9 protein-coding genes are annotated in these 15235 nt (G+C 59.9%); 8 read left to right on the top strand and 1 reads right to left on the bottom strand.

Annotation, left to right across the window (positions count from 1 at the left end):
• Positions 1-175: 175 nt before the first annotated feature.
• From rpoB to ACR0NB_RS10570, 4 genes are all read left to right on the top strand, one after another.
• Entirely contained in the window at positions 176-4312 is a 4137-nt protein-coding gene (rpoB, locus tag ACR0NB_RS10585) for a DNA-directed RNA polymerase subunit beta (RefSeq protein ID WP_480775642.1), read from the top strand.
• A 50-nt stretch (positions 4313-4362) separates the two neighbouring features.
• Entirely contained in the window at positions 4363-8604 is a 4242-nt protein-coding gene (gene rpoC / locus ACR0NB_RS10580; RefSeq protein ID WP_170369233.1) for a DNA-directed RNA polymerase subunit beta', read from the top strand.
• Between the two features lie 196 nt (positions 8605-8800).
• A complete protein-coding gene (locus tag ACR0NB_RS10575; RefSeq protein ID WP_480775641.1) occupies positions 8801-9910 on the top strand; it encodes an HlyD family secretion protein in 1110 nt (369 codons plus the stop codon).
• A 145-nt stretch (positions 9911-10055) separates the two neighbouring features.
• Positions 10056-10925: a DMT family transporter gene (locus ACR0NB_RS10570; RefSeq protein WP_170582589.1), complete on the top strand. Its 870-nt coding sequence runs from the start codon at positions 10056-10058 to the stop codon at positions 10923-10925.
• On the opposite strand, the gene ACR0NB_RS10565 is transcribed toward ACR0NB_RS10570, so the two are convergent.
• The gene (locus tag ACR0NB_RS10565; RefSeq protein ID WP_480775640.1) at positions 10910-11716 is read right to left on the bottom strand and encodes a putative rhamnosyl transferase; all 807 of its coding nucleotides are present in this window, start codon (positions 11714-11716) and stop codon (positions 10910-10912) included. The genes ACR0NB_RS10570 and ACR0NB_RS10565 overlap by 16 nt on opposite strands.
• A 374-nt stretch (positions 11717-12090) precedes the next feature.
• Here ACR0NB_RS10565 and rpsL point away from each other — a divergent pair, with 374 nt between their 5' ends.
• The 4 genes from rpsL to ACR0NB_RS10545 form a co-directional block, all read left to right on the top strand.
• The gene (gene rpsL / locus ACR0NB_RS10560; protein ID WP_005980675.1) at positions 12091-12462 is read left to right on the top strand and encodes a 30S ribosomal protein S12; all 372 of its coding nucleotides are present in this window, start codon (positions 12091-12093) and stop codon (positions 12460-12462) included.
• A gap of 15 nt (positions 12463-12477) precedes the next feature.
• Positions 12478-12948, top strand: a complete 471-nt coding sequence (gene rpsG, locus ACR0NB_RS10555; protein WP_093964348.1) for a 30S ribosomal protein S7 — start codon at positions 12478-12480, stop codon at positions 12946-12948.
• Positions 12949-12966: 18 nt separating this feature from the next.
• Positions 12967-15084, top strand: a complete 2118-nt coding sequence (gene fusA, locus ACR0NB_RS10550) for an elongation factor G (protein ID WP_093964349.1) — start codon at positions 12967-12969, stop codon at positions 15082-15084.
• A gap of 60 nt (positions 15085-15144) precedes the next feature.
• Positions 15145-15235 (top strand): GTP-binding protein (locus ACR0NB_RS10545; protein ID WP_215675807.1); only part of this gene is annotated, 91 nt, incomplete at its 3' end.

Genomic DNA, 15235 nt, shown 5'->3' with positions numbered 1-15235 from the left:
TCTTAGAAAGGGCCTCATGTGCTGGGGCGTTTTCTAAGACGCGGTTCGCGGATCGGGAGGCTACCATTCGGGACGGTGGCCACGAATTGATCCGGACGTGTCGTCTCGTATGTGCAAGGCGCCGGGGCCCGACGGTGTTTTTGCCCGCTGAGAACATCGAAAGGTGACATCTGACATGGCTCAATCGTTCCTTGGCCAGAAACGTCTTCGGAAATACTACGGCAAAATCCGCGAAGTCCTGGAAATGCCGAACCTCATCGAGGTCCAGAAATCCTCCTATGATCTATTCCTGCGCTCTGGCGATGCCGATCAGCCGACCGACGGCGAAGGTATCAACGGCGTGTTCCAATCGGTCTTTCCGATCAAGGATTTCAACGAAACTTCCGTGCTGGAATTCGTGAAATACGAGCTGGAAAAGCCGAAATACGACGTTGAAGAGTGCATGCAGCGCGACATGACCTACAGCGCGCCGCTGAAGGTCACCCTGCGCCTGATCGTGTTTGATGTCGACGAAGACACCGGGGCCAAATCGGTCAAGGACATCAAGGAACAGGACGTGTTCATGGGCGACATGCCCCTGATGACGCCGAACGGCACCTTCATCGTGAACGGCACCGAGCGCGTGATCGTGTCCCAGATGCACCGGTCGCCCGGTGTGTTCTTCGACCACGACAAGGGCAAGACCCATTCTTCGGGCAAGCTGTTGTTTGCCTGCCGCATTATCCCGTACCGCGGCAGCTGGCTGGACTTCGAGTTCGACGCCAAGGACATCGTCTACGCACGCATCGACCGTCGCCGCAAACTGCCGGTGACCACGCTGCTCTATGCCCTGGGCCTGGACCAGGAAGCGATCATGGACGCGTATTACGACACCGTGTCCTACAAGCTGAACAAGAAGAAGGGCTGGGTCACCCCGTTCTTCCCCGAACGTGTGCGCGGCACCCGTCCCACCTATGACCTGATCGACGCAAAAAGCGGTGAAGTGATTGCCGAAGCCGGCAAGAAGGTCACCCCGCGCGCGGTCAAGCAGCTGATCGACGAGGGCAAGGTCACCGACCTACTGGTGCCGTTCGACCACATCGTCGGCAAGTTCGTCGCCAAGGACATCATCAATGAAGAAACCGGTGCGATTTATGTCGAAGCCGGTGATGAGCTGACGCTGGAATATGACAAGGATGGCGAGCTGATCGGCGGCACCGTGAAGGAGCTGATCGATGCCGGCATCACCGATATTCCGGTTCTGGACATCGACAACATCAACGTCGGTCCGTACATCCGCAACACCATGGCGCAGGACAAGAACATGGGCCGCGAAAGCGCGCTGATGGACATCTACCGCGTCATGCGTCCGGGCGAGCCGCCCACCGTCGAGGCCGCGTCGGCTCTGTTCGACACCCTGTTCTTCGACAGCGAGCGCTATGATCTGTCGGCCGTTGGCCGCGTGAAGATGAACATGCGCCTGAACCTGGATGCTCCGGACACCCTGCGGACTCTGCGCCGCGAAGACATCGTGGCCTGCATCAAGGCACTGGTCGAGCTGCGTGACGGCAAAGGCGACGTGGACGATATCGACCACCTGGGCAACCGTCGTGTGCGCTCGGTCGGCGAGCTGATGGAAAACCAGTACCGCGTCGGCCTGCTGCGGATGGAACGCGCCATCAAAGAGCGCATGTCGTCGGTCGAGATCGACACCGTCATGCCGCAGGACCTGATCAACGCGAAACCGGCGGCGGCCGCCGTGCGTGAATTCTTCGGCAGTTCGCAGCTGTCGCAGTTCATGGACCAGACCAACCCGCTGTCGGAAGTCACCCACAAACGCCGCCTGTCGGCGCTTGGCCCGGGTGGTCTGACGCGCGAGCGTGCGGGTTTTGAGGTGCGCGACGTGCACCCGACCCACTATGGCCGGATGTGCCCGATTGAAACGCCTGAAGGTCCGAACATCGGTCTGATCAACTCGCTGGCCACCTTTGCCCGCGTGAACAAGTACGGTTTCATCGAAACCCCCTATCGCGTCGTGAAAGGCGGGCAGGTGACCGACGAGGTCCACTACATGTCCGCGACCGAGGAGATGCGTCACACCGTGGCTCAGGCCAACGCGACGCTGGATACGGATGGCAAGTTCATCAACGATCTGGTCTCGACCCGTCAGGCCGGTGACTACACGCTTGCCCCGCGCGAGAACGTGGACCTGATCGACGTTTCGCCGAAGCAGCTGGTCTCGGTTGCGGCCTCGCTGATCCCGTTCCTTGAAAATGACGACGCCAACCGCGCTCTGATGGGCTCGAACATGCAACGTCAGGCGGTTCCGCTGCTGCGGGCCGAGGCGCCGCTGGTCGGTACCGGGATTGAGGAAAAGGTTGCGATCGACTCGGGTGCTGCGATCCAGGCGAAACGTGCCGGCATCATCGACCAGGTTGATGCCCAGCGTATCGTTATCCGGGCCACCGAAGATCTGGAACTGGGCGACGCTGGCGTTGACATCTATCGTCTGCGCAAGTTCCAGCGTTCGAACCAGAACACCTGCATCAACCAGCGTCCGCTGATCAAGGTGGGTGACACCGTCCAGAAGGGCGAGGTCATCGCTGATGGCCCGTCGACTGATATGGGTGAACTGGCCTTGGGCAAGAACGTGGTCGTCGCGTTCATGCCGTGGAACGGTTACAACTACGAAGACTCGATCCTGATCTCGGAACGTATCGCACGTGACGACGTCTTTACCTCGGTCCATATCGAGGAATTCGAAGTCGCCGCCCGTGACACCAAGCTGGGTCCGGAAGAGATCACCCGCGACATCCCGAACGTCGGTGAAGAAGCGCTGCGCAACCTCGACGAGGCGGGCATCGTTTACATCGGTGCGGATGTTGAGCCGGGCGATATTCTGGTAGGCAAGATCACTCCGAAGGGCGAAAGCCCGATGACCCCGGAAGAAAAGCTGCTGCGCGCCATCTTTGGTGAAAAGGCATCTGACGTGCGCGATACCTCGCTGCGCGTGAAACCGGGCGATTACGGTACGGTCGTCGAAGTCCGCGTCTTCAACCGTCACGGCGTCGAGAAAGACGAGCGTGCGCTGCAGATCGAGCGTGAGGAAGTCGAACGTCTGGCCCGTGACCGGGACGACGAACTGGCGATCCTCGACCGCAACATCTATGCGCGTCTCAAGTCGATGATCCTGGGCAAAACCGCCGTCAAGGGGCCGAAAGGCGTCAAGGCGGGCTCGGAGATCACCGGAGAGCTGCTCGAGTCGCTGACCCGCGGTCAGTGGTGGCAGCTGGCGCTGGAAGACGAGAAGGACGCCCAGATCGTCGAGGCTCTGAACGAGCAGTACGAGGTGCAGAAACGCGCCCTGGATGCCCGTTTCGAAGACAAGGTCGAGAAGGTCCGCCGTGGCGACGACCTGCCGCCGGGCGTGATGAAGATGGTCAAGGTCTTCATCGCCGTGAAGCGCAAGCTGCAGCCGGGCGACAAGATGGCCGGCCGTCACGGGAACAAGGGTGTGATCTCGAAGGTCGTGCCGATGGAGGACATGCCGTTCCTTGCGGATGGTACTCCGGTCGACTTCTGTCTGAACCCTCTGGGCGTGCCGTCGCGTATGAACGTCGGTCAGATCCTTGAAACCCACATGGGTTGGGCCGCGCGCGGTCTGGGTCTGAAGATCGACGAGGCGCTGCAGGAATACCGCCGCTCGGGCGACCTGACACCGGTCCGTGACGCGATGAAACACGCCTATGGCGAGGATGTCTACGAAGAGGGCATCAGCGGCATGGACGAGGATCAGCTGATCGAAGCGGCCAGCAACGTGACCCGCGGTGTTCCGATCGCAACCCCGGTCTTTGACGGCGCCAAAGAGGCCGACGTCAACGACGCGCTGATCCGCGCCGGTTTCTCGGAAAGCGGTCAGTCGATCCTGTTCGACGGTCGCACCGGCGAGCAGTTCGCGCGTCCGGTGACCGTGGGCATCAAGTACCTGCTGAAACTGCACCACCTGGTGGACGACAAGATCCACGCGCGTTCGACCGGGCCGTACAGCCTGGTGACCCAGCAGCCGCTGGGTGGTAAGGCGCAGTTCGGTGGTCAGCGCTTTGGTGAGATGGAGGTCTGGGCTCTGGAAGCTTACGGCGCCGCCTACACCCTGCAGGAGATGCTCACCGTGAAATCGGATGACGTCGCCGGCCGGACCAAGGTCTATGAGTCGATCGTCAAGGGCGAGGATAACTTCGAGGCGGGCGTACCGGAATCGTTCAACGTTCTGGTTAAAGAAGTCCGTGGCCTCGGCCTGAATATGGAACTCCTGGATGCGGAGGTTGAGGAGTAAGGGCGCTGCCCTTTCTCCCGTCCCCCCTTCCGCAAGATTTGAGGTAACAAATGAACCAGGAAATCACCAACAACCCGTTCAACCCGCTGACGCCCCCGAAGGTTTTCGACGAGATCAAGGTCTCGCTGGCGTCGCCCGAGCGGATCCTGTCTTGGTCCTATGGCGAGATCAAGAAACCCGAAACCATCAACTACCGGACGTTCAAGCCTGAACGTGACGGTCTGTTCTGCGCGCGTATCTTTGGCCCGATCAAAGATTACGAATGTCTGTGCGGCAAATATAAGCGGATGAAGTATCGCGGCGTTGTCTGCGAGAAATGCGGTGTGGAAGTCACTCTGCAGAAGGTTCGCCGCGAGCGTATGGGCCACATCGAACTGGCCGCGCCCGTCGCTCACATCTGGTTCCTGAAATCGCTGCCGTCCCGCATCGGTCTGATGCTGGACATGACGCTGCGCGATCTGGAACGCGTTCTGTACTTTGAAAACTATGTCGTCATCGAGCCCGGTCTGACGGACCTGACCTACGGCCAGATGCTGACCGAGGAAGAGTACATGGACGCGCAGGATGCCTATGGCATGGACGCGTTCACCGCGAATATCGGTGCCGAAGCCATCCGTGAGATGCTGGCCCAGATCGATCTGGAAGCCGAAGCCGAGCAACTGCGCGCTGATCTGGCCGAAGCAACCGGCGAGCTGAAGCCCAAGAAGATCATCAAGCGTCTGAAGGTAGTCGAATCCTTCCTGGAATCGGGCAACCGGCCCGAATGGATGGTGATGACCGTGATCCCGGTCATTCCGCCGGAACTGCGTCCGCTGGTTCCGCTGGATGGTGGCCGTTTTGCGACTTCGGATCTGAACGATCTGTATCGTCGTGTCATCAACCGGAACAACCGTCTGAAGCGTCTGATCGAACTGCGCGCGCCTGACATCATCGTCCGCAACGAAAAGCGGATGTTGCAGGAATCCGTGGACGCTCTGTTCGACAACGGCCGTCGCGGCCGCGTGATCACCGGCGCCAACAAGCGTCCGCTGAAATCGCTGTCGGACATGCTGAAAGGCAAGCAGGGCCGCTTCCGTCAAAACCTTCTGGGTAAGCGCGTCGACTTCTCGGGCCGTTCGGTCATCGTGACCGGTCCGGAACTCAAGCTGCACCAGTGTGGTCTGCCCAAGAAAATGGCGCTGGAACTGTTCAAGCCGTTCATTTACTCGCGCCTTGAAGCCAAGGGTCTGTCTTCGACCGTCAAGCAGGCGAAGAAACTGGTCGAGAAAGAGCGTCCCGAAGTGTGGGATATCCTCGACGAGGTGATCCGCGAACACCCAGTCATGCTGAACCGTGCGCCGACGCTGCACCGTCTTGGCATTCAGGCGTTCGAGCCGGTTCTGATCGAAGGTAAAGCCATCCAGCTGCACCCGCTGGTTTGTTCGGCCTTCAACGCCGACTTCGACGGGGACCAGATGGCCGTGCACGTTCCGCTGAGCCTTGAGGCGCAGCTGGAAGCGCGTGTTCTGATGATGTCGACGAACAACGTTCTGTCGCCTGCAAACGGCGCGCCGATCATCGTTCCGTCGCAGGATATGATCCTGGGTCTCTACTACGTGACCCTGGAACGCGAAGGCATGCCGGGCGAAGGCAAGGTCTTTGGCTCCATCGACGAAGTCCAGCACGCGTTGGACGCGGGCGAGGTGCACCTGCACTCGAAAATCACCGCGCGGATCACCCAGATCGACGAAGAAGGCAACGAGGTTCAGAAGCGTTTTGAAACCACGCCGGGCCGTGTTCGCTTGGGGGCTCTGCTGCCCAAGAACAACAAGGCGCCGTTCGATCTGGTCAACCGCCTGCTGCGGAAGAAAGAAGTGCAGCAGGTGATCGACACTGTCTACCGCTACTGCGGTCAGAAAGAGTCGGTGATCTTCTGCGACCAGATCATGTCGATGGGCTTCAAGGAAGCGTTCAAGGCCGGTATCTCGTTCGGCAAGGACGACATGGTGATCCCCGAAGACAAGTGGGGCATCGTGGACGAAACCCGCGAACAGGTGAAAGACTTCGAACAGCAGTACATGGACGGCCTGATCACTCAGGGCGAAAAGTACAACAAGGTTGTCGATGCCTGGTCGAAGTGTAACGACCGCGTAACCGAAGCCATGATGCGCACCATCTCGGCCGTGGCCAAGGATGAGGGCGGCGCCGACAAAGAGCCGAACTCGGTCTACATGATGGCGCACTCCGGTGCGCGTGGCTCGGTAACCCAGATGAAGCAGCTGGGCGGTATGCGCGGCCTGATGGCCAAGCCGAACGGCGACATCATCGAGACGCCGATCATCTCGAACTTCAAGGAAGGTCTGACCGTTCTTGAATACTTCAACTCGACCCACGGTGCCCGTAAGGGTCTGTCGGATACCGCTCTGAAGACGGCGAACTCGGGCTACCTGACTCGTCGTCTTGTTGACGTGGCGCAGGATTGCATCGTGCGCGAGGTCGACTGTGGAACCGACCGTGCGATCACGGCCGAGGCTGCGGTCAATGACGGTGAAGTCGTCGCGTCGCTGGCAGAACGCGTTCTGGGCCGTGTGGCCGCAGATGACGTTCTGCGTCCGGGTACCGACGAGGTCATCGTCGCCGCCGGACAGCTGATCGACGAACGCATGGCCGATACGATCGACGAGGCCGGTGTTGCCTCGATGCGCATCCGCTCGCCTCTGACCTGTGAGTCCGAGGAAGGCGTCTGTGCAACCTGCTACGGTCGTGACCTTGCACGCGGGACCATGGTGAACACCGGTGAGGCTGTCGGCATCATCGCCGCGCAGTCGATCGGTGAACCGGGTACGCAGCTGACGATGCGGACCTTCCACATCGGTGGTGTTGCGCAAGGTGGTCAGCAGTCGTTCCAGGAAGCGAACCAGGACGGTGTCGTTGCCTTTGAGAACCCGCAGATCCTGGTCAATGCCGCCGGCGAAAGCCTGGTCATGGGCCGGAACATGAAGCTGGTGATCAACGACGAACACGGCGAAGAGCGCGCCAGCTTCAAGCTGGGCTACGGCTCGAAGCTGTTTGTCAAAGAAGGCACCAAGGTCAAGCGCGGCGACAAGCTGTTCGAGTGGGACCCCTACACCCTGCCGATCATCGCCGAGAAAGCCGGTACCGCAAAATACGTCGACCTGGTTTCGGGCATTGCTGTCCGCGACGAGACCGACGATGCAACCGGCATGACCCAGAAGATCGTGATCGACTGGCGCGCCGCCCCCAAAGGCAGCGATCTGAAGCCCGAGATCATTCTTGTGGATGACAATGGCGAGCCGGTCCGCAACGATGCGGGCAACCCGGTTCACTATCCGATGTCTGTGGACGCGATCCTATCGGTCGAAGACGGTCAGAAGATCGAGGCCGGTGACGTTGTTGCGCGTATTCCGCGTGAAGGCGCCAAGACCAAGGACATCACCGGTGGTCTGCCGCGTGTGGCCGAACTGTTCGAAGCGCGTCGTCCGAAAGATCACGCAATCATCGCGGAAGCCGATGGTTACGTGCGCTTTGGCCGCGATTACAAGAACAAGCGCCGCATCAGCATCGAGCCGGTCGACGAGTCGCTGGAGACGATCGAGTACATGGTGCCCAAGGGCAAGCACATCCCGGTGCAGGAAGGCGACTTCGTGCAGAAGGGTGACTACATCATGGACGGTAACCCGGCTCCGCACGACATCCTGTCCATCATGGGTGTCGAAGCGCTGGCGGATTACATGATCGACGAGGTGCAGGACGTCTATCGTCTGCAGGGCGTGAAGATCAACGACAAGCACATCGAAGTCATCGTACGCCAGATGCTGCAGAAGTGGGAGATCCTGGACTCGGGCGACACCACCCTGCTGAAGGGCGAGCATGTCGACAAGCAGGAGTTCGATGCTGCCAACGAGAAGACCATCGCCCGCGGTGGTCGTCCGGCCCAGGGCGAGCCGATCCTGCTGGGGATCACCAAGGCTTCGCTGCAAACGCGTTCGTTCATCTCGGCGGCGTCGTTCCAAGAAACCACCCGTGTGCTGACCGAAGCTTCGGTTCAGGGCAAGAAGGACAAGCTGGTTGGCCTGAAAGAGAACGTCATCGTCGGCCGTCTGATCCCGGCCGGTACCGGTGGTGCGACACAGCGTGTTCGCCAGATCGCGCAGCAGCGTGACAATGTCGTCATCGAGGCACGTCGCGAAGAGGCCGAGGCCGCAGCCGCGCTGGCCGCTCCGATGATGGATGATGACATGGTCGGCGACGAGCTGGACTCGCTGGTGGAAACTCCGGAAAGCCGCGAATAATATCGGCGACGAGAAACTCAGAAAGGCCCTGCGGTTCCGCGGGGCCTTTTTTTGTTTCGGCCGGTGCCGGAAGCGGCCAGGGTTCGATCCAAACACTGTGATTTCAAACGGAACTGCTGCATACTCAAAAATCAGAATGTGGTAATGGACTTACTCCCGCCATCACTGTTTGAAACTCAACACGGGTCTTGCTCGGATGCTCATAGTCCTCGGATTGTATTTTGGCGTGATTTGGCTGGTCTTTTCCAAGTTCAGCCTGCTGCCCTGGAATGGCTTCTGGAAGACCGTTTCGTACGGTGGGGCCGGCGTCGTCGCGTTGGTTGTCATCGGCGCACTCAACCACACGGCGCCTACGGGGCCAGTGTCGGTTCTGGGCGTTCAGACAAGCATTGTGCCCAATGTCTCCGGAACGGTCGTCGAAGTTGCCGTTGAGCCGAACCAGAAGGTGAACGAAGGCGATCTCTTGTTCAGAATCGATCCCGAGTTCTACGTGCTCGAGGTAGCGCGGCTGGAGGCATCTCTGGAAGCCGCCCGGTCTGCAGCGGACCAATTGACCACGGATCTGGCGGCTGCCGAAGCCGATATCGCTTCATTGACCGCGCAACTCGTTTTTGGGCAGCAGCGGCGGGATGACATCGTTCAACTGGAAGAGCGTGGCGCATCCACCACCTTCAAACTGCAGGAAGCGGTTGCGACGATCGAACAGCTCACCGCAAGCATTCGTGCAGCAGAAGCGCGAAAAGCGGGGCTGGAGCGCCGGATCGCAGCTCAGATCGACGGTGAGGATGTGGCGGTCGTGGAGGCCGAACAGGCGCTTGCGCAGGCCGAATGGAACCTCAAGCAGACGGAAGTCTACGCGCCGGGCGACGGGATCGTCACTGCGGTCACGCTGCGCCCGGGCAATCGCGCGACAACCTTCCAGGGCGCATTGACCTTCATAGATCCGACGAACCACGCGTTGGTGGCCTCGCTGCCCCAATCCAGCCGTTCCAATGTCGGCCTTGGCGATGAAATACGTGTGGCGCTGCGAACCCAGCCGGGATCCGAGATCACGGGAACTATTTCGGGGTTTCCGCCGGCCCTGTCTGAGGGCGCATTGGATCTCCGCTCCGGTTTACCTTCGATGCGCGAACTTGTCGGGATCACCAGCTTTCCGGTCCTCATCGAACTTCCTGGCGATGTACCTCTGGAAACACTTCAATTCGGGGCGTCGGGCACCGCGCTTGTGATGACCGACAAGGCCGGGCCGATTTCGCCACTTGCAGAGATACTGTTCTGGGTCACGCAGAAGCTGAACTACCTGTAGGCGGCAACGCAGAAACCCACCCCATGGCAGTGATCAGGTACAACTGCGATCGGACCAAACAAAATCGAATTGGCCGTATCACAAGTTGACAATCTGCTCAGGTGAGATGCCAATGCCGGGACCAGATTGAAACCGGGCCATGGCAATGACACCAAACGTCAAAGGCGCCCTGCTGATGATGGGCAGCATGGCCGCATTCACTGTGAACGACACGCTGGTCAAAGCGGCTGGTCAGGAGGTGCCACTGTTCCAACTGGTGGCTCTGCGTGGGTTGTTGGCGACCATCCTGGTTTTTGCGTTGGCGCGGCATCTGGGGGCATTGCATCTGCGGTTCGGGCGGCACGACCGCTGGTTGGTGGCTTTTCGTTGCGTGGCGGAATTGTCGGCGACGTTCTTCTTCCTCACGGCTTTGATGCACATGCCGCTGGCCAATGTGACCGCGGTTCTGCAAGCCCTGCCGCTGACCGTAACCCTGGGTGCGGCCCTGTTCTTTTCGGAACAGATCGGGTGGCGGCGGATCTTGGCCATTGCATTGGGGTTTGCAGGCATGTTGCTGATCGTGCGACCGGGTCCGGACGGATTCAGCATCTATGCCATGTATGCCTTGATTGCCGTCATCTGCGTGACGGCTCGGGATTTGATCACCCGCCGAATGTCGCCTGAGGTGCCGTCGATGGTCGTCACTTTGGCAACCTCATTGACGATTACCACCGGTGCGGCAATTGCCTCGGTCTTCCAGGGTTGGGTGCCGATGACGGCCGGGTCGGGGATGTTGATTGCCTCGGCAGCAGTTTTCGTCCTGCTGGGGTATCTCTTCAGCGTCATGGTGATGCGCGTTGGCGAGGTCAGCTTTGTCGCGCCGTTCCGATACTCGAGCCTGATCTGGGCCTTGGGTCTGGGATGGGCGGTATTCGGAGATTGGCCCGACCGGGTCACCATGCTGGGCGCCGCACTGGTGGTCAGCGCCGGGCTGTTCACCCTCTTTCGTGAGCGGGCGCTTCAGGCGTCCGAATAGGCGCGTCGGACCACCGTCTGATCAATTGCAAACCGAGTTTCGAACTGCTTTGCCAGAGCGGGGCTCAGAGGTTCCAGCTTGGCCTTGCTTGTGCGGGTGTTGGGTGAATCGTTGAACCCGTTCAGACTGCGCACCCACATCGGCGGTTCGTTCTGGCTGATGACAGGCATGAAGTTGCCGATCTTGTGGTGGGCAAAGTTCATGATCGTCAGCTCACACCCGCCGCGCACATACATCCCAAAACCAACACCCAGCAGGGACCGGTGAACCGGCGTGGTCTGGATTCCGCTGGCGTCGAACTGGGCAAGAAAGCCGTGATTGAAATCGATGGCAACCATCTTGTTGCGTCGTACCAGCCCTTCGGCGTCCTGAACCGCGCGGCGCAGCAATTCGACGAAATCCACTGCAACCGCATCGTCGTCATCGTGGCGGAATTGCAGGCATGGCAGGTCAGGGTTCGGGCGTGCCTGGTTCAGGACGTCCTTCATGACAGAGCGATGCCGGCCGGGTTCCCGCGAGACGATTTGCACTTGTTTCATGCCCGAAGTCAGGTCGTTCAGGCGATCACGGGCGACCCGAGGCAGGCAGGTCCCCGTCACGATCACAAACTGAAACCGCGGGTCGGTTTGGGCGCGCAGGGCGGGCAGGGCGCAGGCCTCGAACAGGCGGAACCGCTCGTCCAGACGCCGGGGGTCATACAGATAGCGCCGGCGCGCTTCCACCGACTCGTGCATGGTCTGGAACCCGCCGATGGCCGGGTAGGAGAAACGGCACAGACCAATGACTTGCATCTTCACTTCCGGTAGGAATAAACCAGTGCGGACTATGCCCCGAGGGATGTGACACCGCAACCGATGTCGCTTTCGCCGCGACGCGAGGCTGCAAGGCGGGCAGGCATCTGCCGGGGCTGTTGACAGTCGGGCCGACTCCCCCTATACGCCCGTCATCTCGGTACCGGGGGCCGCCCCAAAACCGATTTCAGTATTGAACTGGTCAAGGCCCGGACAATTTTGCAGTTCGCGCCCTCTGATAACCAACCGCGACGTTCACCTCGGAATGGGAACGCTCGCGGGTTTTGCGCTTGTGGACGCATTGGCGCAGCGAAGTTAGCCGCACGCAACGCGCGTGCATGTCATGTGTGTTGCAAAACGGGGAAGAAACCGGAATGCCAACTATTCAACAGCTGATCCGCAAACCGCGGCAGCCCAAAGTAAAACGCTCGAAGTCCATGCACCTGGAGCAGTGCCCGCAGAAGCGCGGCGTCTGCACCCGCGTGTACACCACCACGCCGAAGAAGCCGAACTCGGCTATGCGTAAGGTTGCCAAGGTGCGCCTGACCAACGGTTACGAAGTCATTTCGTACATCCCGGGTGAAAGCCACAACCTGCAAGAACACTCGGTTGTTCTGATCCGTGGCGGCCGTGTGAAAGACCTTCCGGGTGTCCGCTACCACATCCTGCGTGGTGTTCTGGATACCCAGGGCGTCAAAGACCGTAAGCAACGTCGTTCGAAATACGGCGCGAAGCGTCCCAAGTAAGAAGGAGAGGCTGATATGTCACGTCGTCACGCCGCCGAAAAACGCGAAGTCCTGCCTGACGCCAAATTTGGCGACAAGGTCCTGACCAAATTCATGAACAACCTGATGATCGACGGCAAGAAGTCGGTCGCAGAGCGTATCGTCTACAACGCCTTCGACCGCGTTGAGAGCAAGATCAAGCGCGCTCCTGTCGAGGTGTTCCACGAAGCACTCGACAACATCAAGCCGTCGGTCGAGGTTCGCTCGCGCCGGGTTGGTGGTGCAACTTACCAGGTTCCGGTCGAAGTGCGCCCCGAGCGCCGCGAAGCTCTGGCCATCCGCTGGCTGATCACCGCCGCGCGCGGCCGCAACGAAAACACCATGGAAGAACGCCTCGCCGGCGAACTGCTGGACGCCGTACAGTCCCGCGGTACTGCCGTTAAGAAGCGCGAAGACACCCACAAGATGGCCGAGGCAAACAAAGCCTTCAGCCACTATCGTTGGTAATCCCAGAGGCTTATCCAAATGGCACGCGAATATCCGCTCGAACTATACCGTAACTTCGGTATCATGGCGCACATCGATGCAGGCAAGACCACCTGCTCGGAGCGTATCCTGTATTACACCGGCAAATCCCACAACATCGGTGAGGTGCACGATGGTGCAGCCACCATGGACTGGATGGAGCAGGAGCAGGAACGCGGCATCACCATCACTTCGGCTGCGACCACCACTTTCTGGGAGCGTACCGAGGATGGTCAGACCGCCGATACCCCCAAGCACCGCCTGAACATCATCGACACCCCCGGCCACGTTGACTTCACCATCGAAGTCGAGCGTTCGCTGGCGGTTCTCGACGGTGCCGTCTGCGTTCTGGACGCAAACGCCGGTGTTGAACCCCAGACCGAAACCGTGTGGCGTCAAGCTGACCGCTACAAGGTTCCGCGCATGGTCTTCGTCAACAAGATGGACAAGATTGGCGCCGACTTCTTCAACTGCGTTCGCATGATCGAAGACCGCACCGGCGCGCGCGCCGTTCCCGTCGGTATCCCGATCGGTGCAGAGAACGAGCTGGAAGGCCTGATCGACCTGGTCACCATGGAAGAATGGCTGTGGCAGGGCGAGGACCTGGGCGCAAGCTGGGTCAAAGCTCCGATCCGCGACAGCCTGAAGGACATGGCCGAAGAATGGCGCGGCAAGATGATCGAAGCGGCCGTCGAAGAAGACGACGACGCGATGATGGAATACCTGGAAGGCAACGAGCCCGACATTCCGACCCTGCGCAAACTGCTGCGCAAGGGTACCCTGGCGCTGCACTTCGTGCCGGTTCTGGGTGGTTCGGCGTTCAAGAACAAAGGTGTTCAGCCGCTGCTCAACGCCGTGATCGACTATCTGCCCAGCCCGCTGGACGTTGTCGACTATATGGGCTTCAAACCCGGTGACGAGGAAGAAGTCCGTAACATCGCGCGTCGCGCTGACGATGACATGGCCTTCTCGGGCCTGGCGTTCAAAATTATGAACGACCCCTTCGTTGGCTCGCTGACCTTCACCCGGATCTACTCGGGCGTCCTGAACAAGGGCGACTCGATCCTGAACTCGACCAAAGGCAAGAAAGAGCGCATCGGTCGTATGATGATGATGCACTCGAACAACCGGGAAGAGATCGAAGAAGCGTTCGCAGGCGACATCATCGCTCTGGCGGGTCTGAAAGACACCACCACCGGTGACACCCTGTGCGATCCGAAGGATCCCGTGGTTCTGGAAACCATGACCTTCCCCGATCCGGTGATCGAGATCGCGGTCGAGCCCAAAACCAAGGGCGACCAGGAAAAGATGTCTCAGGGTCTGGCCCGTCTGGCCGCCGAAGACCCGTCCTTCCGCGTGGAAACCGACCTGGAATCGGGTCAGACCATCATGAAGGGCATGGGCGAACTTCACCTGGACATCCTGGTCGACCGTCTGAAGCGCGAGTTCAAGGTCGAAGCCAACATCGGTGCGCCGCAGGTGGCCTATCGTGAGACCATCTCGATGCCGATCGAACATACCTACACCCACAAGAAACAGTCGGGTGGTTCGGGTCAGTTCGCTGAGGTCAAGCTCGAGATCACTCCCACCGAACCGGGCGAAGGTTATTCGTTCGAAAGCCGCATCGTTGGTGGTGCCGTTCCGAAGGAATACATCCCGGGTGTCGAAAAAGGCATCCAGTCCGTCATGGACAGCGGCCCGCTGGCCGGCTTCCCCGTGATCGACTTCAAGGTTGCCCTGCTGGACGGTAAATTCCACGACGTCGACTCGAGCGTTCTGGCGTTCGAAATCGCGTCGCGGATGTGCATGCGCGAAGGTCTGAAAAAGGCCGGCGCGAAACTGCTGGAGCCGATCATGAAGGTCGAAGTGATCACCCCGGAAGAGTACACCGGCGGTATCATCGGCGACCTGACTTCGCGTCGGGGCCAGGTGTCTGGACAAGAGCCGCGCGGCAACGCGATTGCAATCGACGCATTCGTGCCGCTGGCCAACATGTTCGGCTACATCAACACTCTGCGTTCGATGTCGTCGGGCCGTGCCCAGTTCACCATGCAGTTCGACCACTATGATCCGGTTCCGCAGAACATCGCGGAAGAGATCCAGGCAAAATACGCATAACCGAAAAATAGAGGGAGCCTGCTGCCCGGGCTCCCTTCATTTCCGAAAAAGGAGGCCATCATGGCAAAGGAAAAGTTTGAGCGTACAAAACCGCACGTCAACATTGGCACGATTGGCCACGTTGACCACGGCAAGACGACGCTGACCGCAG

The organism is Ruegeria sp. CG3, from assembly GCF_056537205.1.
The sequence above is the reverse complement of the archived record's forward strand: the minus strand, read 5'-3'. Positions and strand labels throughout refer to the sequence as shown.

Coding starts and splice junctions, on each gene's coding strand:
- ACR0NB_RS10570 (WP_170582589.1), top strand. CDS start 10,056: ATGACACCAAACGTCAAAGGCGCCCTGCTGATGATGGGCAGCATGGCC.
- ACR0NB_RS10565 (WP_480775640.1), bottom strand. CDS start 11,716: ATGCAAGTCATTGGTCTGTGCCGTTTCTCCTACCCGGCCATCGGCGGG.
- rpsL (WP_005980675.1), top strand. CDS start 12,091: ATGCCAACTATTCAACAGCTGATCCGCAAACCGCGGCAGCCCAAAGTA.
- rpoC (WP_170369233.1), top strand. CDS start 4,363: ATGAACCAGGAAATCACCAACAACCCGTTCAACCCGCTGACGCCCCCG.
- rpsG (WP_093964348.1), top strand. CDS start 12,478: ATGTCACGTCGTCACGCCGCCGAAAAACGCGAAGTCCTGCCTGACGCC.
- ACR0NB_RS10575 (WP_480775641.1), top strand. CDS start 8,801: ATGCTCATAGTCCTCGGATTGTATTTTGGCGTGATTTGGCTGGTCTTT.
- rpoB (WP_480775642.1), top strand. CDS start 176: ATGGCTCAATCGTTCCTTGGCCAGAAACGTCTTCGGAAATACTACGGC.
- fusA (WP_093964349.1), top strand. CDS start 12,967: ATGGCACGCGAATATCCGCTCGAACTATACCGTAACTTCGGTATCATG.